This window comes from Pulveribacter sp. (genome assembly GCF_032079985.1).
In the GTDB taxonomy this organism is placed as follows: Bacteria; Pseudomonadota; Gammaproteobacteria; order Burkholderiales; family Burkholderiaceae_C; genus Melaminivora.
Window position 1 is genome coordinate 1 of sequence record NZ_DAMATK010000001.1, and the last position, 21,560, is coordinate 21,560.

General features: G+C 65.1%; 17 protein-coding genes and 1 pseudogene. 14 read left to right on the forward strand and 4 right to left on the reverse strand.

All coding sequences use genetic code 11. From position 1 onward, the window contains the following. Positions 1-973 (reverse strand): RecQ family ATP-dependent DNA helicase (locus RT282_RS00005; RefSeq protein WP_313311009.1); only part of this gene is annotated, 973 nt, incomplete at its 3' end. Between the two features lie 199 nt (positions 974-1,172). Further along, a complete protein-coding gene (locus RT282_RS00010) occupies positions 1,173-3,146 on the reverse strand; it encodes a gamma-glutamyltransferase family protein (protein WP_313311011.1) in 1,974 nt (657 codons plus the stop codon). Positions 3,147-3,326: 180 nt separating this feature from the next. Between RT282_RS00010 and RT282_RS00015 the strand changes: the two genes are divergently transcribed. Continuing rightward, entirely contained in the window at positions 3,327-4,364 is a 1,038-nt protein-coding gene (locus RT282_RS00015) for a homocysteine S-methyltransferase family protein (protein WP_313311013.1), read from the forward strand. 58 nt (positions 4,365-4,422) lie between these two features. On the opposite strand, the gene RT282_RS00020 is transcribed toward RT282_RS00015, so the two are convergent. Continuing rightward, on the reverse strand, positions 4,423-5,028 hold the full coding sequence (locus RT282_RS00020; RefSeq protein WP_313311016.1) for a TetR family transcriptional regulator: 606 nt from the start codon (positions 5,026-5,028) through the stop codon (positions 4,423-4,425). A 108-nt stretch (positions 5,029-5,136) separates the two neighbouring features. Between RT282_RS00020 and RT282_RS00025 the strand changes: the two genes are divergently transcribed. From RT282_RS00025 to RT282_RS00085, 13 genes and pseudogenes are all read left to right on the forward strand, one after another. Then, complete coding sequence (locus tag RT282_RS00025; protein ID WP_313311018.1) at positions 5,137-6,795, forward strand: isovaleryl-CoA dehydrogenase; 1,659 nt, start codon at positions 5,137-5,139, stop codon at positions 6,793-6,795. Between the two features lie 114 nt (positions 6,796-6,909). Beyond that, positions 6,910-8,109, forward strand: coding sequence for a threonine ammonia-lyase (locus tag RT282_RS00030; protein ID WP_313311020.1), 1,200 nt, complete (start codon positions 6,910-6,912; stop codon positions 8,107-8,109). A 60-nt stretch (positions 8,110-8,169) separates the two neighbouring features. Then, entirely contained in the window at positions 8,170-8,331 is a 162-nt protein-coding gene (locus RT282_RS00035) for a hypothetical protein (RefSeq protein WP_312303931.1), read from the forward strand. Between the two features lie 263 nt (positions 8,332-8,594). Then, positions 8,595-10,463, forward strand: coding sequence for a phosphoenolpyruvate carboxykinase (GTP) (locus RT282_RS00040; protein ID WP_313311023.1), 1,869 nt, complete (start codon positions 8,595-8,597; stop codon positions 10,461-10,463). A gap of 243 nt (positions 10,464-10,706) precedes the next feature. Beyond that, the gene (locus RT282_RS00045; protein ID WP_227334535.1) at positions 10,707-11,915 is read left to right on the forward strand and encodes a site-specific integrase; all 1,209 of its coding nucleotides are present in this window, start codon (positions 10,707-10,709) and stop codon (positions 11,913-11,915) included. Between the two features lie 38 nt (positions 11,916-11,953). Further along, the gene (locus tag RT282_RS00050) at positions 11,954-12,313 is read left to right on the forward strand and encodes a type II toxin-antitoxin system RelE/ParE family toxin (protein ID WP_313311025.1); all 360 of its coding nucleotides are present in this window, start codon (positions 11,954-11,956) and stop codon (positions 12,311-12,313) included. Positions 12,314-12,316: 3 nt separating this feature from the next. After that, positions 12,317-12,637 (forward strand): helix-turn-helix domain-containing protein, encoded by a 321-nt coding sequence (locus RT282_RS00055; protein WP_063598478.1) that lies wholly within the window; start codon positions 12,317-12,319, stop codon positions 12,635-12,637. Positions 12,638-12,671: 34 nt separating this feature from the next. Then, the gene (locus RT282_RS00060; RefSeq protein ID WP_063598479.1) at positions 12,672-13,652 is read left to right on the forward strand and encodes an ABC-three component system protein; all 981 of its coding nucleotides are present in this window, start codon (positions 12,672-12,674) and stop codon (positions 13,650-13,652) included. After that, positions 13,621-13,869, forward strand: coding sequence for an ABC-three component system middle component 8 (locus RT282_RS00065; protein WP_012249080.1), 249 nt, complete (start codon positions 13,621-13,623; stop codon positions 13,867-13,869). Before RT282_RS00060 ends, RT282_RS00065 begins: the two co-directional genes overlap by 32 nt. Then, positions 13,856-15,652, forward strand: coding sequence for a DUF2326 domain-containing protein (locus RT282_RS00070; protein WP_063598480.1), 1,797 nt, complete (start codon positions 13,856-13,858; stop codon positions 15,650-15,652). Before RT282_RS00065 ends, RT282_RS00070 begins: the two co-directional genes overlap by 14 nt. A gap of 457 nt (positions 15,653-16,109) precedes the next feature. Continuing rightward, positions 16,110-16,502, forward strand: a pseudogene (locus RT282_RS00075) (ATPase). 773 nt (positions 16,503-17,275) lie between these two features. Next, positions 17,276-18,103 (forward strand): DUF932 domain-containing protein, encoded by an 828-nt coding sequence (locus RT282_RS00080; RefSeq protein WP_227334534.1) that lies wholly within the window; start codon positions 17,276-17,278, stop codon positions 18,101-18,103. A gap of 65 nt (positions 18,104-18,168) precedes the next feature. Further along, positions 18,169-20,238 (forward strand): ParB/RepB/Spo0J family partition protein, encoded by a 2,070-nt coding sequence (locus tag RT282_RS00085; RefSeq protein WP_063598483.1) that lies wholly within the window; start codon positions 18,169-18,171, stop codon positions 20,236-20,238. A 230-nt stretch (positions 20,239-20,468) separates the two neighbouring features. On the opposite strand, the gene RT282_RS00090 is transcribed toward RT282_RS00085, so the two are convergent. After that, positions 20,469-21,254 carry a hypothetical protein gene (locus RT282_RS00090; RefSeq protein ID WP_155739997.1) on the reverse strand — a complete coding sequence of 262 codons (786 nt, stop codon included), beginning with the start codon at positions 21,252-21,254 and terminating at the stop codon, positions 20,469-20,471. Positions 21,255-21,560: the final 306 nt, after the last annotated feature.

A 21,560-nucleotide genomic window follows, 5' to 3' on the forward strand; every position in this document is an offset into this window, starting at 1 on the left:
CCGTCTCCTGGTAGTAGCCCTCGATGTTCTTGGGCATGTCCACGTGGGCCACGAAACGCACGTCCGGCTTGTCGATGCCCATGCCGAAGGCTATTGTTGCCACCATGACGATGCCGTCCTCGCGCAGAAAGCGGTCCTGGTGCTGCTGGCGCAGCTCGACCGGCAGGCCGGCGTGGTAGGGCAGCGCGCTGATGCCGGCGTCCTGCAGCGCGCGGGCCATCTCCTCCACGCGCTTCCTGGACTGGCAGTACACCACGCCTGCCTCGCCCAGGTGCTCGCGCTCGATGAAACGGATCAGCTGCGCCAGCGGCTCCTTCTTCTCCTCGATGCGGTATCGGATGTTGGGCCGGTCGAAGCTGCTGATGAAAAGGCGCGCGTCCTGCAGCTGCAGCCCGGCGACGATGTCGGCGCGCGTCAGCTCGTCGGCCGTGGCCGTGAGGGCGATGCGCGGCACGTCGGGGTAGCGCTCGTGCAGCAGGGACAGCTGGCGGTATTCGGGCCGGAAGTCGTGGCCCCACTGGCTCACGCAGTGCGCCTCGTCGATGGCGAACAGCGACAGCTGGCCGCGCTGGTGCAGGCCGTCCAGCAGCGCGATGAAACGGTCGGTGGTCACGCGCTCGGGCGCGGCGTACAGGGCGGTCAGCTCGCCGCGCGACAGGCGCTGCTCCACGTCCAGCGTCTGCGGCCAGTCCAGCGTGGAGTTGAGAAAGGCCGCCTCCACGCCCGCCTCCAGCAGCGCACCCACCTGGTCGTGCATCAGCGCGATCAGCGGCGAGACGACGATGGTGACGCCCTGCCCCGCTTCGCGCCGCACGATGGCCGGCACCTGGTAGCACAGCGACTTGCCCCCGCCCGTGGGCATGAGCACCAGGGCGTCGCCGCCGGCGACAACGTGTTCGATGATGGCTTCCTGCGGGCCACGGAAATGCTCGTAGCCGAAGACGTCGTGCAGGACGGAAAGCGCGGGGGACAAGGCGGGAAACTCTCTTTTTGATAGCTGCCAGCGCTTGATGGGCAAGGGCTGGAGGCCAATTTGACGTGCAACCATGGCGGTGCAGGCAGGCGCTTATTTTGCGCCGCGGACCTTGGGCCTTCAACGCAAAGGGGCGCAAGGCGGGCCGATTGTCCCCGGCCGCGCCCCGCGCCCCTTCAGTCGTCGCGTGTACTGGCCCCTACAGCGCCCCGTCGCCCAGCACCAGGCCTTCGCGCCGCGGGTCCACGCCGCCCTGCCACTGCGCCGTCCCGCCGCGCTGCACGCGCATGATGGTGGAGATGCCGCTGGACTGCGCATTGGTCGACACCGTGTGGCCCTTGGCCTGCAGGCCGGCGACCAGGCCGCTCAGATCCATGGTGGTGTTGGAGCCGTCCACGTTGGTGGTGCGGCTGTTGCTCGCGCCGAAGTCGTTGAGCGAGGTGGCCTGCTGCGCGTCCAGCCCCCAGTCCAGCGCGCCGACCACGGTCTTGAGCACGTACTGGATGATGGCGCCGCCGCCGGGCGAGCCGGTGGCCATCAGGAACTCATCCGGGCCGCTGGCGCCCTTGAAGACCAGTGTGGGCGCCATGGTGCTGCGCGGACGCTTGCCCGGCTCCACGCGGTTGGCCACCGGGTTGCCGGCGCTGTCCTGCGGCTGGGCAGAGAAGTCGGTCAGCTGGTTGGTCAGCAAGAAGCCGCCGACCATGTGGAACGAGCCCATGCTGGACTCCACCGTGGTGGTCATGGACACGACGTTGCCGTAGGCATCGACGATGGAGTAGTGCGTGGTGCCGTACTCCGGCGTGCGGTCCACGGCCTGGCGGGCGGTGGTGGTGTCGAACACGCCGGCCTCGGCCACGCCCATGCTGCGGTCGGGGTCGATGAGCGCGGCGCGCGCCTTCAGGTAGTTCTTGTCCAGCAGGCTGGCCATGCCGCGCCCGGGGAGGGAGACGAAGTCGGTATCGGCCACGTATTTGTCGCGGTCGGCATAGGCCAGGCGCTCGGCCTCGGTGACCAGGTGCACGCCCATGACGCTGGGGACGCCGCCCTCGTTGTCCGGGTCGGCCGGCTTGTGCGCTGCCAGATCGAAGTTCTCCAGAATGCCCAGCGCCTGCACGATGGCGATGCCGCCCGAGGACGGCGGCGACATGGAGCACACGTAATAGCTGCTGCGGTAGCTGCTGCACACCGGCTCGCGCTTCTTGGCCTGGTAGCTGGCCAGGTCCTGCAGCGTCATCAGGCTGGGGGTGATGGGCGTGCGCGCGGCGTCGTCGCCCACCGACTGGCCGGCCTTGGCGACGATGGCCTCGGCGATGGGGCCGCGGTGCAGCGCGTCCGCGCCCTGCTCGGCCAGCGCCTTCAGCGTCGCGGCGTAGGGCGCGTTGGTCATGGTGGACAGCGCCGGGCGCGGCGTGCCGTCGGGCAAAAAGTAGATCTGCATGGCGTTGGCGTCCAGCGCCAGGCTGGAGGCGTTGCCGGCGATGGCGCTGGCCAGCCGCTGCGGGATCTTGAAGCCGTTGGTGGACAGCTGGATGCCCTCGTCGAACAGCTGGCTCCAGCGCAGCTTGCCATGCTCGCCGTGCGCCATCTCCAGCATGCGCATCACGCCCGGCACGCCAATGGAGCGGCCGCTGCGCCGTGCGCTGGGCACGGGCGCGGGGGAGTTGGCATCGGCCTGGTCCTGGCGCACCAGGTAGTAGCCCGTGGCGGCGGCCGGCGCCGTTTCGCGGCCGTCGTAGGCGGTGACCTTCTTGGTGGCCGCGTCGTAGTGCAGCATGAAGGCGCTACCGGCGATGGTGCTGGACTGCGGCTCCACCAGGCCCAGCACGGCCTGCACGGCCACAGCCGCATCCACCGCCGAGCCTCCGGCGCGCAGCACGTCGCAGCCGGCCTTGGTGGCCAGCGGCGTGTTGGCCACCACCATGTACTTGCTGGAATGCTTGGCCTTGTAGCCCAGGCGGTAGCCCGAAGCGGCTTCCGGCGCGGCCGGGTCGCCCGGCACGCCCGAGCCCACGACGACCGGCTGGCCGCTGCTGGAGACCACCGAGCAGCTGTCCGGGTTGTTGTCCACGGCCAGGTTGTTGGGCTCCAGCGAGCCGCCGGAACCGCCGCAGCCGGCCAGGGCCAGCAGCGCGGCCAGCGAAGCCGCCGACCAAAGGGGATGGTGCGCCATGATGTCTCCTCGTGTTGCAGATGGAAGAAGCGAGCGTGCGCGCGGCCGTGGCGGCCGGCGCGACCACTCTATCGGCGCACCCCCTGCCGCCCCTGTTCCCAGACGTAACCGGCGCCGCCGCAGCGGTCTTTGCCCTTGCCAGGAGCGCTGCGCGCCCGGTCTTCCTAGAATGCTGGCCCCATGAGCCAGCTTCCCGCCTACACCCGCGCCCGGCAACTGCCCGCCATCCTGCAGCAGCGCATCGCCATCCTCGACGGTGCCATGGGCACCATGATCCAGCGCTTCCGGCTGAACGAAGCCCAGTACCGCGGCGAGCGCTTCAAGGACTTCCCGCGCGACGTGAAGGGCAACAACGAGCTGCTCTCGCTCACCCGGCCCGACGTGATCCGCGACATCCACGAGGGCTACCTGGCCGCCGGCGCCGACCTGGTCGAGACCAACACCTTCGGTGCCACGTCCATCGCCCAGGACGACTACGGCATGGGCGAGCTGGCCTACGAGATGAACCTGGAGAGTGCCAGGCTGGCCCGCGCCGCGTGCGACAAGTTCAGCACGCCGGGCAAGCCCCGCTTCGTCGCCGGCGCCCTCGGCCCGACCCCGAAGACCGCCAGCATCAGCCCCGACGTGAACGACCCCGGCGCGCGCAACGTGACGTTCGAGCAGCTGCGCGCGGCCTACCACGAGCAAACGCGCGGCCTGATCGAGGGCGGCGCCGACGTGCTGCTGGTGGAGACCATCTTCGACACGCTGAACGCCAAGGCGGCGCTGTTCGCCATCGACGAGGTGTTCGAGGAAACCGGCGAGTGCCTGCCCATCATGATCAGCGGCACGGTGACGGACGCCTCCGGCCGCATCCTGAGCGGCCAGACGGTGACGGCCTTCTGGCACAGCGTGCGCCACGCCAATCCCCTGTCCATCGGCCTGAACTGCGCCCTGGGCGCGGCGCTGATGCGCCCCTACATCCAGGAGCTGAACCGCGTGGCGCCGGACACCTTCATCAGCTGCTACCCCAACGCGGGCCTGCCCAATCCGATGAGCGACACCGGCTTCGACGAGACGCCCGAGGTCACCAGCCGCCTGGTGCACGAGTTCGCCGCCGAGGGGCTGGTCAACATCGTCGGCGGCTGCTGCGGCACCACGCCGGATCACATCAGCGCCATTGCCCGCGCCGTGGCGCCGGTGGGCACGCGCAAGCTGTTTCAACTTCAAGCGGCCTGACGCTAGCAAATCAATAGCTGCCAGCGCTTATCCACTAAGCGCCACAGGCCGATTTGGCTCATAGCCTGCGCGGCAGGGCGGCGGCGTAGGCCTGGGCCGCGCGCTGCAGCTCGGCCATGAGGCCAGGGCCCTCCACGCCCGCCGCGCCGCGCGACAGCAGCGCCTGCGAGACGCTGCCGTAGGTCATGGTGTGCAGCATGCGCGCGGCAACGGCCGGGTGCTGCGGCGGATCTGCGGCGGCGGCCAGGGCGGCGCGCCACAGCTCCACCCAGGCCTCGTACTGGCGCGCGAAGGCCTCGCGCGTGGAGACCTGCCGCTCCAGCGCAAACAGCTGCGCCCACAGCGCCGCGTGCTCCAGCACCGGCGCGGCCTGCGCCTCCAGCTGCACGGCGACCACCTGCGCCAAAGGCAGGCCCGCGCTGCGCCGCGCTGCCGCACGCGCCTGCTGCGCCAGCGCCTTGACGTGCTGGTGCACCACCAGCGCCGCCAACGCCTGCATGTTGCCGAAGTATTCGTAGAACGTGCCCACCCCCACGCCAGCCACGGCGACCACCTCGCGCACGGTGGTTTTCTCCCAGCTCACGTCCAGCAGAACCCGAACGAAAGCCTCCTGCAGCGCCTGCGAGCTGGCCCGCGCGCGCGACTGGCGCGGCCTGCGGCGCATGGCGGGCGGCGTTGTAGCCTGCGCCGGCGCAATCCGAACACCCTTGGCTGCCATCGTTCCTAGACTCTCTCCATTCACCGGACAAGCAAGCAAGAAGGAGGCATGCACATGGACTGGCACACCCACGAGGTTTTCAACCAATACCCCGAGCTGACCGGCTACAACCTGCTGGCCACCGACCCAGCCCTGAACGAGGCGCTGCAGCGTGCCGGTGCCGGCTGGGCAGTGCCGCAGCTGGACGCCTACGCCCAGCGGCTGGGCCAGGCCGAGACGTACCAGCTGGCAGCGGACGCCAACCGCCATACGCCGGAACTGGCCAGCTTCGACAGCCGCGGCCGGCGCATTGACCGGGTGGACTTCCACCCCAGCTGGCACCGGCTCATGGCAATGTACCGCGGCGAGGGCCTGGTCTCGCTGCCCTTCAAGGACGAGCGCGCCGGCCGCTGGGCCGCCTGGGCGGCGGGCTTTTACCTGCACAGCCAGGTCGAGCAGGGCACCATGTGCCCGGCCACCATGACCCAGGCCAGCATCCCCCTGCTGCAAAAGGAAAACGCCCTGTGGCAGCAGCTGGGCGCCAAGCTCTACAGCGACGCCTACGACCCGCGCGACGTGCCGGTGGCGGACAAGCAGAGCATCTGGGTCGGCATGGGCATGACGGAAAAGCAGGGCGGCTCGGACGTGCGCGCCAACACCACCGTGGCCACGCCCGTGGGCGCCGGCGGGCGCGGCGGCGAATACCTGCTGCGCGGGCACAAGTGGTTCTTCTCCGCGCCCATGTGCGACGCCCACCTGGTGGTGGCGCGCACCGGCGAGGGCGGACCGTTCGCGTGTTTCTACGTGCCGCGCTGGCGCCCGGACGGCCGCAAGAACGCGGTCAACGTGCAGCGCCTCAAGGACAAGGTGGGCAACCGCAGCAACTCCAGCAGCGAGGTCGAGTTCCAGGACGCCTGGGGCATCCTGATGGGCGAGGAGGGCCGCGGCATCCCGACCATCATCGAGATGGCCACCTACACCCGCCTGAACTGCGTGGCCGGCAGCGCCGCCATCCTGCGCCAGGCCACGGTGCAGGCCATTAGCTATGCGCGCCAGCGCCACGCCTTCGGCAAGGCCCTGGCCGACCAGCCCCTGATGCGCGCCGTGCTGGCCGACCTGGCGCTGGAGAGCGAGGCCACCCTGGTGCTGCTGATGCGCCTGGCCCAGGCCTTCGAGGCCGAGGGCGACCCCGCAGCGCGCGCCTGGAGCCGCCTGATGACACCGGCCGCCAAGTTCTGGGTCTGCAAGCGCGGCGTGGAGCTGACCGGCGAGGCCATGGAGGCCATGGGCGGCAACGGCTACGTGCTGGAAGGGGTGATGGGCCGGTTGTTCCTGGAGTCCCCCGTCAACTCCATCTGGGAGGGCTCGGGCAACGTCATGTGCCTGGACGTGCTGCGCGCCTTCTCGCGCGAGCCGCAGGCGGCGCAGGCGCTGCTGGCCGAGCTGGCGCCCATCGCCCAGGGCGAGCCGCGCATCGCCGCCGCCCTAGCGCAGGTGCAGGCGCTGCTGGCCCTGCCGCCGGGCGACCTGGAAGGGCTGGGCCGGGTGCTGGTGCAGCAGCTGGTGCTGGTGGCCCAGGCCTGCCTGCTGCGCCAGCACGCGCCGGCCTTCGTGGCCGATGCCTTCATCGCCACGCGGCTGGGCGAGGCCGGCATGGGCGCGCGCGTGGTGGGAGCCATCGACACGCGCGGCATGGACGTGCAGGCCCTCCTGCAACGCGCCTTTCCGGCCTGAACGCTTTCAAGCAAAAAAGAGGCTCTAACGCCCGCCAGTAAAGCGCTGGCAGCTATTGAAACGTGAGCGTCCTGGCGCATGCACCGGCCGCCGGTGCATGCGCCACAATGCGCCATGCTTTGCCTCCAAGACATCCAGGACGCCGCCGCCCGCCTGCGCGACCAGGTGCTCGACACGCCGTGCGTGGAGTCGCGCACCCTGTCGCAGATCGTGGGCGCGCAGGTGTTCCTGAAGTTCGAGAACCTGCAGTTCACCGCCTCCTTCAAGGAGCGCGGCGCCTGCAACCGGCTGGCGCTGCTGTCCCCTGAGGAGCGCACGCGCGGCGTGGTCGCCATGAGCGCCGGCAACCACGCCCAGGGCGTGGCCTATCACGCACAGCGGCTGGGCCTGCGTGCCGTGATCGTCATGCCGCGCTTCACGCCCGGTGTGAAGGTGGAGCGCACGCGCGGCTTCGGCGCCGAGGTGGTGCTGCACGGCGACACGCTGGAGGAAGCCCGCAGCCACGCCTACCAGCTGGCCGAGCAGCAGCACCTGACCTTCATCCACCCCTACGACGACGAAGCCGTGGCCGCCGGCCAGGGCACGGTGGCGCTGGAGATGCTGGCCGAGCAGCCCGACCTGGACGCGCTGGTCGTCTCGGTGGGCGGCGGCGGCCTGCTGGCCGGCATGGCCACGGCGGCGCGGGCGCTGAAACCCGGCCTGGAGATCGTCGGCGTGCAGGCGGCGCGCTTTCCGGCCATGGTCAACGCCGTGCAGGGCACGCACCACGCACAGGGCACATCCACGATCGCCGAGGGCATCGCCGTGGGCCAGCCGGGCGAGATCACGCGCGAGGCGATCTGCCGCCTGGTGGACGACCTGCTGCTGGTCGAGGAGGGCGACATCGAGCAAGCCGTGCTGATGCTGCTGGAGATCGAAAAAACCCTGGTCGAGGGCGCGGGCGCGGCCGGCCTGGCCGCGCTGATCCGCCACGGCGCGCGCTTTGCCGGCAAGAAGGTGGGCCTGGTGCTGTCGGGTGGCAACATCGACCCGCTGCTGCTGGCCGCCATCATCGAGCGCGGCATGGTGCGCTCGGGCCGCCTGGCGCGCATCCGCGTGAGCGCGCGCGACGTGCCCGGCGTGCTGGCGCGCATCACCGCCACCGTGGCCGACGCCGGCGCCAACATTGAGGAGGTGCACCACCAGCGCGCCTTCACCATGCTGGCCGCGCAGAACGTGGAGATCGAGCTGGTGCTGCAAACCCGCGGGCGCGAGCACATCGAGCAGGTGCTGGCCGCCCTGCGCGCGGCCGACATGCAGGCGCAGGAACGCTGAGCCTCCGCTACACTGCCGGCACGCGCGAGCCCATCCCATCAGTACACAAGGAGACCGACCATGACGCACGACCCCGCCCTCGCCCCCAACGCCGCCGACGTGGAAGCGGCCGAGGCCGTTGACGCCGTCGAATCGGTGGTGAACGTGATTCCCGTGGTGATCCCGGCCGTGGGCGCGGCCATGATCTTCCTGCTGGCCTTCATTGCCGTCTACGTCGGCTGACCCGGCCCCCTCGCCCGCCCGAAGCCCCGCACCGCGGGGTTTTTTCTTTGCCAGCGCAGAAATCATGCACGCATAACCTAATGCTTCTTTTGCATGGTTTTGACCCCTGTCCGACAGACAAAAAACGGGTCGCTTCTTAAAATTGATGGCTTGCCCCGCCCTGGGCCCTCGGGCGGCGGCATGCAGCCGTTTTTCCAAAGAGCACGCCGACTGGCTGCGCGGCCTTTTGGAAAGACGGTTTTTTCACTTCCAAGGTCGATTTCATGAACGCACCCGCCATGCAGGGGCTGGACATCCAGGCTCCTTCGTACGTCAAGAACGCCAAACTGGTCGCCTGGGTGGCCGAGATGGCCGCGCTGTGCAAGCCCGCGCGCATCCACTGGTGCGACGGTAGCCAGGAGGAATACGACCAGCTGTGCCAGCAGCTGGTAGATGCGGGCACCTTCAAGCGCCTGAACCCGGCCCTGCGCCCGAACAGCTACCTGGCCTGGTCCGACCCGTCCGACGTGGCCCGCGTGGAAGACCGCACCTTCATCTGCTCGCAGCACAAGGACGACGCCGGCCCCACCAACAACTGGATGGACCCACAAGAGATGCGCGCCACGCTGCGCCCGCTGTTCGACGGCTGCATGCGCGGGCGCACCATGTATGTGGTGCCGTTCTCCATGGGCCCGCTGGGCAGCCCCATCGCCCATGTCGGCGTGGAGCTGTCCGACAGTGCCTATGTGGCCGTGAACATGAAGCTCATGACCCGCATGGGCCGCGCCGTGCACGACGTGATCGGCACCGACGGCGACTTCGTGCCCTGCATGCACACCGTGGGCGCGCCCCTGGCCGAGGGCCAGAAGGACGAAACCAGCTGGCCCTGCAACCCGGACACCAAGTACATCGTGCACTACCCCGAGACGCGCGAGATCTGGTCCTACGGCTCGGGCTACGGCGGCAACGCCCTCTTGGGCAAGAAGTGCCTGGCGCTGCGCATCGCCTCCACCATGGGCCGCGACCAGGGCTGGCTGGCCGAGCACATGCTGATCCTGGGCGTGCAGAACCCCGAAGGCAAGAAGTACCACGTGGCCGCCGCCTTCCCCAGCGCCTGCGGCAAGACCAACTTCTCCATGCTGGTGCCGCCGAAGGCCTTCGACGGCTGGAAGGTCACCACCATCGGCGACGACATCGCCTGGATCAAGCCGCAGGCCGACGGGTCCTTGCGCGCCATCAACCCGGAGGCCGGCTACTTCGGCGTGGCCCCCGGCACCAACATGCAGACCAACCCGAACTGCATGCTGAGCCTGAACAAGGACGTGATCTTCACCAACGTGGCGCTCACCGACGACGGCGACGTGTGGTGGGAAGGGATGGAAAAGGACACGGGCGCCCTGCCCGAGCACCTGATCGACTGGCAAGGCCGTGACTGGACCCCGGCCATCGCTCGCGAGACCGGCGCCAAGGCGGCCCACCCCAACGCCCGCTTCACCGTGGCCGCCACCAACAACCCGGCGCTGGACGAGGCCTGGGACGACCCGGCCGGCGTGAAGATCGACGCCATCATCTTCGGCGGCCGCCGCTCCACCACCGTGCCCCTGGTGACCGAGGCACGCAACTGGACGGAAGGCGTGTACATGGCCGCCACCATGGGCAGCGAGACCACGGCCGCCGCCTTCGGTCAGCAGGGCGTGGTGCGCCGCGACCCCTTCGCCATGCTGCCCTTCATCGGCTACAACATGAGCGACTACTTCGGCCACTGGCTGCAGCTGGGCGCCAAGATCGAGGCGCAAGGCGCGCAGCTGCCGCGCATCTTCACCACCAACTGGTTCCGCAAGGGCGAGGACGGCAAGTTCGTCTGGCCCGGCTACGGCGAGAACATGCGCGTGCTCAAGTGGATGATCGACCGCATCGAAGGCCAGGCCGCCGGCCAGGAGACGCCGTTTGGCATCGCCCCGCAGTACGCCGAGATCAACTGGCAGGGCCTGGACTTCACGCCTGCGCAGTTCGACAGCGTCACCGGCGTCGACCGCGCCGCCTGGGCCGAAGAGCTGCAGTCCCACGCCGAGCACTTCGACAAGCTGGCCCAGCGCCTGCCCGAGGCGCTGCGCACCACCCAGGCCGAGCTGCGCGAGCGCCTGGCCGCCTGACGCACGGCTGGTGCCCCGGCCGCAAGGCCCCAGGCCCCTGCAGCAGCGATGCGGCGGGGGTTTTTTTGTTTCACGATGACTCCAGCCCGACATTTCGCTGGACTGCGCTGTAGCCAGATACAGCAGGTTTATCAATAACTTACGCGCGTCCATCATATGCCGGTGCTTTCCGAAACCTGACCCGGCTTCCGCTCTCATGGCTCCCATGTGGCTCTTGGAAATCGGGTCTTCCAAGGAGTCATCATGGCAAAGATCAAGCTCACCAAGACCGCCGTCGAGACGGCGCAACCCCAGGCGCAGGCCGTCGAACTGCGGGACACCGTGGTGCCCGGCTTCCTGTGCAAGATTACACCGGCGGGCCGCCGCGTGTTCATGCTCCAGTACCGCACGAACGCAGGCGAACGCCGCAAGCCCGCTCTGGGTCTGTTCGGCGAGCTGACCGTCGAACAAGCCCGCGTCATGGCGCAGGACTGGCTGGCCGAGGTTCGCCGGGGTGGCGATCCTGGTGGCGCCAAGGCCGAGGCGCGCAAGGCGCCCACGATGGCCGAGCTGTGCAAAAAGTTCATGGAGGACTACTCCAAGAAGCGCAACAAGCCCAGCACCTGGCGCGGCTATCAGGCGGTCATCGACCGCTGCATTGTCCCGATGCTGGGCCGCAAGAAGGTGGCTGACGTGAAGCGCCCCGACATTGCCGGGTACATGGAAAAGCTCTCCTACAAGCCCACCGAGGCGAACAAGGGCTTCGCCATCTTGCGCAAGATGTTCAACCTGGCCGAAGTGTGGGGCTTCCGCCCGGACGGCACCAACCCGTGCCGCCATGTTCCGATGTATCCGCCCGGCAAGCAGACCCGCCTCATCGTGGATGATGAAATGGTGCTGATCTTTCGCCAGTTGGAGACGCTGGAGGCGGAGGGGCTGGAGAGCTATGTCATTCCATTGGCGATCCGCCTGCAATTCGAGTTCGCGGGCCGCCGCTCCGAAATCTGCACGCTCGAATGGGACTGGATCGACCTCGCAAACCGGCGTGTGATGTGGCCCGACAGCAAGACCGGCGGCATGTCCAAGCCCATGAGCGCGGAAGCCTATCGGCTGCTTTCGACTGTGCCGCGCCGGGAGGGTTGCCCCTACGTCCTGCCGTCGCCCAACGACCCGACCCGGCACCTGACCTTCGGCGAACACTATGGCGGCTGGTGCCGGGTGCTCAAGGCCGCCGGCGTCCCACACGTCGGCACGCATGGCATCCGCCACCGCTCGGCGACGGACATTGCCAATTCGGGGGTGCCCATCAAGGTCGGCATGGAACTGACCCAGCACAAGACCGTCGCGCAGTTCATGCACTACGTCCATACCGAGGACAAGCCCGTGCGCGATGCAGCCGAGCTGGTGGCCAGCCGGCGTCAAGCCATCACCGGGGCACGGCGAACTGATCCGGTGGAAACAGCGACTACCTAAGCCAACTTCTTGCGATTCATACCCGAACGAATATAATCATGATTCAGAAGCGCAAGATGCTGTACTGGGAAGGCTCCTCGAAGAAGGACTTCAAGAAGTTTCCCATCGACGTACAGAAGGACATGGGTGTGGCGTTGTTCATCGTCCAGTTGGGCAGCACGCCACATTCGGCAAAGCCCTGGAAGAGGTTGGGCCCCGGTGTGTATGAATTGGTGGAAGACCACCGGAGCGATACCTTCCGGGCGGTCTATACAGTGAAGATGGGCGATGCGGTACATGTACTACATGCGTTCCAGAAGAAGTCTAAGTCCGGCATCGCCACACCGCAGCCGGACGTGGAACTGATCGAGAAGCGGTTGAAGGCCGTGCTGGCCCGTCACAAGACGAGCGGGAGATAAACGATGAAGCGTAGTGACCATTCGCAAGGCACTGACAACGTGCTGCGAGATTTGGGCTTTGACGATGCTGAAGAGCTTTCGGCAAAGGCAGCGCTCGCGCTCAAGCTCAATGAATTGATTGACCATCGCGGCCTGAGCCAGACGGAGACTGCTGCGATCACGGGCATGACTCAACCAAAAGTGTCCCAAGTCCGCCGCTACAAGCTCCAGAACATTTCACTGGAACGGCTGATGCAGGCACTGGTGTCACTGGATCAGCGTGTGGAGATTGTGGTGCAGCCTGCGCAGCGTACTCATTCGGCGTGCATTACGGTTGCCGCATGAGTCGGTGGGGTCTGCATAGAGGGGGATGGGGAGAATGAAGTTTGCTTATGAAGATTTGAGCGACGATCAGTTTGAGGTGCTGATCGTGCTCTTGTGCCAACGCTTGCTCGGTATCGCCGTTCAGGGATTCGCAAAAGGGCCGGATGGCGGGCGTGACGCAAAATTCGTCGGCACGGCGGAACTGCACCCCAGCAAGGCCGCCCCGTGGGTAGGCACAGTCATTGTTCAGGCCAAGCATACCAACGGGTACAACCGCAGCTTTTCGGAACTGGATTTCTACAGCACATCTAGCAGCAACACGGTGGTCGGCAAAGAAGTACCACGCATCAAGAAACTGCGCGATGCCAAGCAACTCGACCACTACATGCTGTTTGCGAATCGCCGCCTGACCGGCAATTCCGAGACAGAAATCCGTGACCACATCGCCGCCGAATGCGGCGTCCCTGCTTCGTCTATCTATCTTTGCGGCCTGGAACAACTAGAACTGTGGCTGAAACGCTTTCCAGAAGTAGCCCAGGAGGCGAATTTGGATGCGGTGGACTCACCGCTGATTGTCAGTCCAGATGATCTTGCAGAGGTTGTCCAGGCGCTAGCACGTCAGAAGGATGGCCTCACGGCGTTACTCGACGACCCGCCCACCGTGCGCGTGACGTATGAGGAAAAGAACACGCTCAACAATATGACGGCAGCGTATGCGAAGGAGCAGCGGCGTAAATACCTGAAGGAAACGGCGCAAATTCGTACTTTCCTGGCTGCACCAGAGAACATCGAATTGCTGCGCATGTACGAATCTGTGGTCGATGAGTTTCAGCTCAAGATCCTTGCGAAGCGCAAGGACTACCAGACCTTCGACGAGATCATGGAGTATCTGGTGGATCTGCTGTTCAATCGTGACCCGGTTCTTCGGCAGCACGCCCACAAGCGACTGACGCGAGCCATTCTTTTCTACATGTATTGGAACTGCGATATTGGGGAGGTGGATGATGCTGCGGCCAACCAAACACTCACACCCTGATCGCACGGTCATTAATGTTTCTCTGCTGCTCCTGTCGCGGCTGAAAGATCGTCGCGTCGATGAGTACGATGTACTGCGCAAATTTGCAAAGAAGCACGTTGTGGGTGGCGACGTGCTTTTCCTGCCTGCGCTCAATTTTCTTTATCTAATGGGCTTGGTTGAATATCGCCCCAAGACTGACGCAGTGGAATACGTGGGGCCAAATGAAGCTATCTAAACTCTATTCCAACAAGCCGGATGTGTTCGAGCCCGTGGACTTTGCTCCTGGGCTGAATGTCGTCATGGCTGAAATCCGACTGCCGGAGAATCGAAACAAGGACACCCACAATCTTGGGAAGACCACGCTGGGGCGTCTTTTGGACTTCGGCTTCCTGGCTGGCAAAGACCCTAAGTTCTTCCTTTTCAAGCATTTTGACTTGTTCAAGGATTTCGTCTTTTTCCTTGAAATTGAACTGGAGGATGGTTCTTTCATCACGATCCGACGCAGCGTAGAGGACGCAACCAAGATCGCCTTCAAGCAGCATGAAGCAGGCCACCAAGATTTGTCGGCGTTGGCGCTCGCGGAATGGGGGCATCGGGACGTTCCTTTTGAACGTGCACGCGAACTGCTTGACGGCCTGCTCGACTGGCGTGCTCTCAAACCGTGGTCTTACCGCAAGGCGCTTGGTTACCTGCTTCGGTCGCAAGAGGATTTTCGTGAGGTTTTCCAACTTCGCAAGTTCGCCTCCAAACATGCTGACTGGAAGCCATTTCTTGCACATCTTCTGGGCTTTGACGCCAAGCTCATCGCTGACCACTATGCGAAAGAGCACGAACTTGCCAAAAAACAGGAGACAGCGCAAACCATTAAAAATGAACTAGGAGGTTCGGTCGAGGACATCAGCAAAATTGAAGGCATTCTTCTGCTTAAGCAAAAGGACGCAGAGAAGAAGCAAGTGCTGCTGGATGCTTTCGATTTTCGTGCCCAAGACAAGGATCGCACCAAGAAGGTGGTTGATGAAGTCGATGAGCGAATCGCGGCGCTGAATTCGGAACGCTATTCCTTGAGTCAAAATAGGAAGAAGGTGCAGGCATCGTTGCAGGAAGATCAAATTCTTTTCAGTCCCGATGAGGCGCAGAGGTTGTTTGGCGAAGCTGGCGTGTTGTTCCAAGGGCAGATCAAGAAGGATTTCCAGCAGTTGATCGCTTTCAATCGGGCTATCACGGATGAGCGCCGCGGCTACCTACAGGAAGAATTTGCGGAAATCGAAGGAGAGTTGAAGCGGGTGAGTGCAGAGCTGAATGTGCTAGGGAAAAAGCGTTCGGAAATGCTCTCCTTTCTGAGCGGGACGGATGTTTTCACCAAGTACAAGCAGCTCTCGGATGAGATGGTGACATTACGCGCGGACATCACATCGTTGGAGCATCAGAAAGGCCATTTGCATCGCCTCCAGGAGTTGCGTACAGAGATTCGATCCTTGACGGAAGAGCGTGACCATTTGCAGGCACGGATTGAAGCCGACGTGGACAAGCAGAACTCCGATCAGGCAAGCCTGTTCTCCACGATTCGCGTTTTCTTCAGCGAGATTGTTGAGGAAGTCATTGATCGCAAGGCGCTGTTGAGCGTGGCGATCAACCAGGTAGGTCATCTGGACTTCAAAGCGGAAATTCTCGATGGATCAGGTAACGCCACCAGTGCTGACCTGGGGCATACATACCGCAAGCTGCTGTGCGTTGCCTTCGATATGGCCGTGCTGCGAGCGCACCTGGGCGAGAAGTTTCCGCGTTTTGTCTATCACGACGGAGTGTTGGAGTCGCTGGACGACCGAAAGAAAGAGAACTTGCTGACGGTTGTACGTCGCTATGCAGATTTAGGGTTGCAGCCGGTCATCACGTTGATTGACTCCGATTTGCCAGTACGAGCAGAAGATGATGCCCCTGTTTTTACAGCAAGTGAAATCGTCGTCACGCTGCACGATGAGGGGGATCACGGTCGAATTTTTAAGATGAGAGGGTGGTAACTCAATCCTCATTGGTTCACGCGATCAGTCAAGCCATCCTTCTAGCATTCAATGTGATGGCTTGTGCGCGTTAAGCAGGTCGATTGTCGTATCACTGGTACGACAATTCAGATACAGAAAATCTTCCCTCTATAAGCATCCGAGCGTCCCGGCGTACCGCCGTCGGGCTCGCGGGCTGCGCCTCGTTCCGAGTCGCGGCCATTCGGCTTTGATCCCTGACGCCTCCGGCCAGTGAGGGCCTGCGCGCTCCGCTTGCCGCAAACCCCGTGTGCAGAGGTAGTGGTGAGGGGGCGGTCTTGCTGTGTCCCTTCACCGTATCACGGCGGTCTTGCCGTCAAGGGCGGCGCGCGCTGGTGCGCGCTTGCGTCCTGGCGGCCGGCTGCGCCCCCTGACTGCTGCGCTGCGCCGTGACTTCGACGGTTCCGGGCAATTCCGCCCTTGCAACCGGAGAGCAGTCATGAATGACAAATCACACGTTTCCCTCGAACAGCACGTTTGCCTGGTCTGCGGCACGGCGTTCGATACCGGCGCGATCCTGCTGGACAAGCGCCTGCGCGCAAGCATGGAGCGTCACACGGCGACAGGCTGAGGCCTGTGCCCCGAGCATCAGAAGCTGTCCGATGACGGCTTTGTCGCGCTGGTCGAATGCGATCCGCAGCGCAGCGGCTCGCAGGCTGGCGGGCGCATGAAGCCCGAGCAGGCGTATCGCACGGGTCGGCTGGCGCACCTGCGGCGCACGGTGTTCGCCCAGGTGTTCAACGTGCCGATCGAGGACAGGCAGGCTTGCGTGTTCGTAGAGCCTGGCGTGATCGACCAGTTGCAGTCGATGACGGCGCCGGCGGCGAGCTGATCGCGCCGCGCTGCCTTCGGTGCGTCGTCCCTGCGGGGGCGGCGCACCTTTCTTTTTGCTGCGCCCGGCGTCGATACCTTCGCGCCTGTGGCGCTGCGCACTTCGCTTGCCTCCAGGGGAAAGCCCTGCGGGCTATCCCCGCCGCACAGGCTTGGCGCCCCTGAACACCGCCGACCCGGCTGCGCCGGATCGGCCAGACAGCATCCGCAGCAGATCCACGATGCCTTGCGTGCGCTCGTCCTGACCCTGTTGTCCATCCGGATTTGAAGTCTGGGCGTCCCCGGCCACCTGGGAGATGGCCGGTCGCGCTGTCGTGCTGCGCATCGAGCCGCCTGCGGCGTCTCGCCCCTGTCGGGCTTCCATCGTTCCCTCGCTCCGCTCGGCTGACGCCTCCGGCCCGGCTTCCAGATCCGGGCCTGCGCGCTTCGCTTGCCGTGCGGTCGGCGTGGAAGGTGCCTGTTGCCTTGTCCAGCCGTCTCCCCTGACTTCATCACCTTGTCCGCGACTGTAGCCCGCTCCCGTGTGCCATCAAGGCGCGCAGGGCCGTGTCCTCGGCTGCGCCTGCGGGCCGCACCAACCCTGCGCTTTTCTCCTTGACGGCCCCCGTCCGCGCGCTCCTGACCGTCGCGGGCGATGAACTCAGGAAAGACGGTGGCAACAGGGCCAACCGGGTTCCTCGTGCCGACCGCACCGAACAGCCACAAAGGCTGGGCTCCGAATCTTGGAATCCGGTGTGCGTGAACAACAAACCTCTTTTTGTCAGGAGAAAGACCATGCAACTCGCTTCCCGTTTCGCTTCCCATTCCCCCGCGCTGCGTTCCGACTATCCCCTGTCGGATGACCAGATTCACCGTGTAGCGCCGTCCATCTTTGCGGATGCCCCGCATGAGAGCCGTTCGCAGCGGTACGCCTATATCCCCACGGCGGCAGTGTTGACCGAGCTTCGCAAGGAAGGGTTTCAGCCCTTCATGGTGACGCAAACCCGTGTGCGCGATGAAGGCAAGCGCGAGCACACGAAACACATGCTGCGCCTGCGCCATGCCAGCCAGATCAACGGCGCGGAAGCCAACGAAATCATCCTGCTGAACTCGCACGATGGCACCAGCAGTTACCAGATGCTGGCGGGCCAATTCAGATTTGTTTGTAGCAATGGCCTTGTCTGCGGCGACACCGTGGCCGATGTGCGCGTCCCCCACAAAGGCGACGTGGCGGGCCAAGTCATCGAAGGCGCTTTTGAGGTGCTGCGCGGTTTCGACCGTGTGCGCGATTCCCGCGATGCCATGCGCGCCATCACGCTGGACGAAGGCGAGGCCGAGGTGTTTGCCCGCGCCGCGCTGGCCCTCAAGTACGACGACCCGAACAAGCCCGCGCCCATCACCGAAAGCCAGATTCTGATGCCGCGCCGGTTTGAAGACCGCCGCCCCGACCTGTGGAGCGTGTTCAACCGCACGCAGGAGAACTTGACCAAGGGCGGCCTGTCCGGGCGCAGCGCCAACGGACGTCGCCAGCAAACCCGCCCCGTGCAAGGCATTGATTCCGATGTGCGCCTCAATCGCGCCCTCTGGATGCTGGCCGATGGCCTGCGCCAGTTGAAAGCCTGACCCGTCCCCCGCAGGAGGGGCGGTTTCCCCTCCACTCCCTTGTTTCACTCGATTGGAGAACCACCATGAACGCCATCACCTACACCGAAGCCCGCGCCGTCAATGCCGCCGCCGCAATCCCGCTGGAAGCTGCCGACCCGACCAAGAACCTGATTCTGGTTCCGCTGTCGCGGCTGGTGCTGCGCCCCACGGGCCGCAACGTGCGCAAGACCTCGCGCATGTCCATCCCCGAGCTGGCCGCATCCATCCAGCGCGTGGGCCTGCTGCAAAACCTGATCGTCATCCCCGCCAGCGATGGCGAGCATTACGAAGTCGTGGCCGGTGGCCGACGCCTCGCAGCTTTGAAGCTGCTGGCGAAAAAGCACCGCATCGCCAAGGATTGGGAGGTGCCTTGCTTGCAAGTGGCCGACGGTACGGCCCGCACCGCCAGCCTCACCGAGAACGTGCAGCGCGAAGCCATGCACCCGGCAGACCAGTTTGAAGCCTTCGCCGCACTGGTGATGGAGGGCCGGCCCATCGAGGACATTGCGGCGGATTTTTCCGTCACGCCGCTGGTGGTGCAGCGCCGCTTGAAGCTGGCGAATGTCTCGCCGCGCCTGATGGCCGACTACCGGGCCGACGCGGTGACGCTCGATCAGTTGATGGCGCTGTCCATCACCGACGACCACGCCGCGCAGGAAGCCGCGTTCTACGATGCGCCGCAGTGGCAGCGCCAGCCGTCCGCGCTGCGCGACCGACTCACTGAGCGCGAAATCGACGCCTACCGGCATCCGCTGGTGCGCTTCGTCGGGCTGGACGCCTACGAAGCCGCAGGCGGTGGCGTGCGCCGTGACCTGTTCGCGGAAGGTGACGCGGGCGTGTATCTGACCGATGCCGCGCTGCTGGACAGGCTGGCGCAAGACCGGCTGGCGGGCATCGCCGCCGAGATGAAGGCCGAAGGCTGGGCATGGGTGGATGCCACGCCGGGCGTGACCCATGCCGACCTGCACGCCTTCCAGCGTGCGCCGAGGGAGCGGCGCGAGCCGACCAAGCGCGAAGCGCAGCGCATCGAAAAGCTGCAAGCCAAGGTGCAGGTCATTGGCGAAGCCCTCGATGATGCGCTGGAAGCCGAGGACGAGGACAAGGCCGACGCGCTGCAAGAGGAAGGCGAAGCCGTGGGCGAGCAGTTGCAGGCGTTGGAAGATGGTTTGCAGGACTACAGCCCGACCGTGAAGGCCGCAGCCGGTGCCATCGTCACTATCGACCGCAACGGGCAGGCCGTCATTCATCGCGGCCTGATGCGCGAAGCCGAGGCCAAGGCGCTGCGCACGCTGGAACGCCTGCGCCAAGGTTTCGGCAGTGAGGATGCCGAGAGCGACGACGAAGGCGAAGACGGAGACAGCGAGGGGCAGCCCAAGACCGCCGCCATGTCCGACCGGCTGGCGCAGCGGTTGAGCGCCCACCGTACCGCCGCGCTGCAAATCGAAGTCGCCCGGCATCCGCAAGTGGCGCTGGCCGCGCTGGTGCATGGCATGGTGCAGACCGTCTTGCAGGAAAGCCACTACGGCCCCCGTCATGATGCGTTGCCGCTGGGCGTGAGCCTGAAAGTGCAAGACCGGCTGGAAGGCATGGCCCCGGACTGGCCGGAATCGCCTGCTGCCGTGGCGCTGCGCGAGTTGCAACAGGTGGCGGGCGAAGCCTTGCCGCAGGACAGCACCGAACTGTTCGCCGCGCTGCTGGCGAAGTCGCAAGACGAACTCGTCAAGCTGCTGGCCGTGTGCGTGGCCTCCACGGTGGACGTGGTGATGCCCCGCGCCACGCCGCACCAACCCGGCGCGGAACTGGCGCAGGCCGTGGGCCTCGATATGGCTGCATGGTGGCAGCCGACCGCAGAAGGATACTTCAAGCACGTTCCCAAGGCCGTGATTCTGCAAGCCGTGGGCGAGTACGCGCCGGACTCCATTAACCGGCTGGCGAAACTGAAGAAGGCCGATATTGCCAGCGAAGCCGAGCGGCTGGCCGATGGCACCGGCTGGATGCCTGCCATCTTCAAGGCCGAAGGCCCGGAAGCTGTGCCGGAGGAAGCGCAGGCGCAGGATGCCCCGAAGGATGCCGAGGCAATGGCGGATGAAACCGCCTTGGCGCTGGCCGCTTGACCCGCGCCGACAGCAAGCGCCCCGGCCTCGACCGGGGCGCTTTGCGTTGTGTGGCGGCTCATCGAGACGAAGGAATGACCCGACCAGCACCGCGCCCAGGCCGGTTCCGCCCTGGGCGCGGTGAACAGCAAAATCCGGGCGCGGCAGTGGCCGCGCCCGGTGTTCAAGGCCAACAGCCGAACCAGAACGCCGCCGCCTTCGCTGTAGCTCAGGCGGCGGCGTTAGAGGTGTCAGCCCCGGAAGGAGGCTGCCACCAGCCCTGGCAGCGCCTCCAGGTATGGGTGGCTCATGAGCTTCGAGCTGGAGGCGTCAATCGTGATTACCTCGCCCGTTCCTTCATCGGCAAAGATTCCAACCGCAGGTGTCACCGCAAATAGGGTGAAGCACCCGAACAGATCAACGGAAGTCACCACACCAACGCTGGGCATGACGGCACAGGTGATGGCATGTTCAGCGTGTCTTGCAGAACGAGCAAACCCGGGCGGTAGCGGCTGGAACGCGGCGCCGGCAATCTTGGTGCGAGCCAGAGCCTCATCACTCTCGGCCATCATCGCAGCCCGTAGCTGCTGACCACTTGGCCCTGTGATTGCCTCGTCACCGAAGATTTTCACTGTCGTGAGATAGGCGATTTTGAACAGTTGCCGCCGGATCATGAGCATGTCGGCGACCAGCCGCATGTTCAGTTGAGGCTGTCCCTGGCTTGTTTCTGCCCCAAGTTCGACGGCGATGCCCTTCTTTGCGTAGTTCGCTGCAATTTGGTTCGCCATCTGTCGGGCTGCATCACCAAAGCCGCGAACACCGATCACTCGCCCCTCGCTGTCGGTGTCCACTGGCTGATGGAACTTCAGATCCAGACCGTTCTGCGAGAACGTAGCTCTCACATCCTCGCCGCTACCGTGGACAGTTCCATTCACGGCTGCTTTGACGTTGCCAGACCGGGAGACCACTCCCTGAGACATAGCCAAAAAACGAACCATCGGATCGTTGACTGTCGGCTCGTCGATGAGGTCATTCATCCGACTGTTTTCAGCGGCTAGCGCGCGAACCGTGAAGCTGGCGGGAGCCCCCAGAGCCACGGGAAGTATGTGCTCGTCGTTGCTTTCTCCCGATGCGAGCGGCGTCAGGGCATATGGGCAAAGTGTCTGAGTCATCGTTAAACGTGTTGGAGTTGTTGTCTGCTATACGCTGGCACTGATTCCGAAAGCTCTATGGTGCCCGATGCTGGTTGTTTTGGGCGTGTCGGCGCAAGCGCCGCCGGGCTTTCGGGCTGCGCCCCGTGCCGTCTGTGTCGTCACGGCCATTCGGCTTCAATCCCTCACGCC

Bases quoted from the DNA above. Each gene is read 5' to 3' on its own strand.
- RT282_RS00010 (WP_313311011.1), bottom strand. From the start codon at position 3,146: ATGGCGCACCATCCCCTTTGGTCGGCGGCTTCGCTGGCCGCGCTGCTG.
- RT282_RS00015 (WP_313311013.1), top strand. From the start codon at position 3,327: ATGAGCCAGCTTCCCGCCTACACCCGCGCCCGGCAACTGCCCGCCATC.
- RT282_RS00020 (WP_313311016.1), bottom strand. From the start codon at position 5,028: ATGCGCCGCAGGCCGCGCCAGTCGCGCGCGCGGGCCAGCTCGCAGGCG.
- RT282_RS00025 (WP_313311018.1), top strand. From the start codon at position 5,137: ATGGACTGGCACACCCACGAGGTTTTCAACCAATACCCCGAGCTGACC.
- RT282_RS00030 (WP_313311020.1), top strand. From the start codon at position 6,910: ATGCTTTGCCTCCAAGACATCCAGGACGCCGCCGCCCGCCTGCGCGAC.
- RT282_RS00035 (WP_312303931.1), top strand. From the start codon at position 8,170: ATGACGCACGACCCCGCCCTCGCCCCCAACGCCGCCGACGTGGAAGCG.
- RT282_RS00040 (WP_313311023.1), top strand. From the start codon at position 8,595: ATGAACGCACCCGCCATGCAGGGGCTGGACATCCAGGCTCCTTCGTAC.
- RT282_RS00045 (WP_227334535.1), top strand. From the start codon at position 10,707: ATGGCAAAGATCAAGCTCACCAAGACCGCCGTCGAGACGGCGCAACCC.
- RT282_RS00050 (WP_313311025.1), top strand. From the start codon at position 11,954: ATGATTCAGAAGCGCAAGATGCTGTACTGGGAAGGCTCCTCGAAGAAG.
- RT282_RS00055 (WP_063598478.1), top strand. From the start codon at position 12,317: ATGAAGCGTAGTGACCATTCGCAAGGCACTGACAACGTGCTGCGAGAT.
- RT282_RS00060 (WP_063598479.1), top strand. From the start codon at position 12,672: ATGAAGTTTGCTTATGAAGATTTGAGCGACGATCAGTTTGAGGTGCTG.
- RT282_RS00065 (WP_012249080.1), top strand. From the start codon at position 13,621: ATGCTGCGGCCAACCAAACACTCACACCCTGATCGCACGGTCATTAAT.
- RT282_RS00070 (WP_063598480.1), top strand. From the start codon at position 13,856: ATGAAGCTATCTAAACTCTATTCCAACAAGCCGGATGTGTTCGAGCCC.
- RT282_RS00080 (WP_227334534.1), top strand. From the start codon at position 17,276: ATGCAACTCGCTTCCCGTTTCGCTTCCCATTCCCCCGCGCTGCGTTCC.
- RT282_RS00085 (WP_063598483.1), top strand. From the start codon at position 18,169: ATGAACGCCATCACCTACACCGAAGCCCGCGCCGTCAATGCCGCCGCC.
- RT282_RS00090 (WP_155739997.1), bottom strand. From the start codon at position 21,254: ATGAATGACCTCATCGACGAGCCGACAGTCAACGATCCGATGGTTCGT.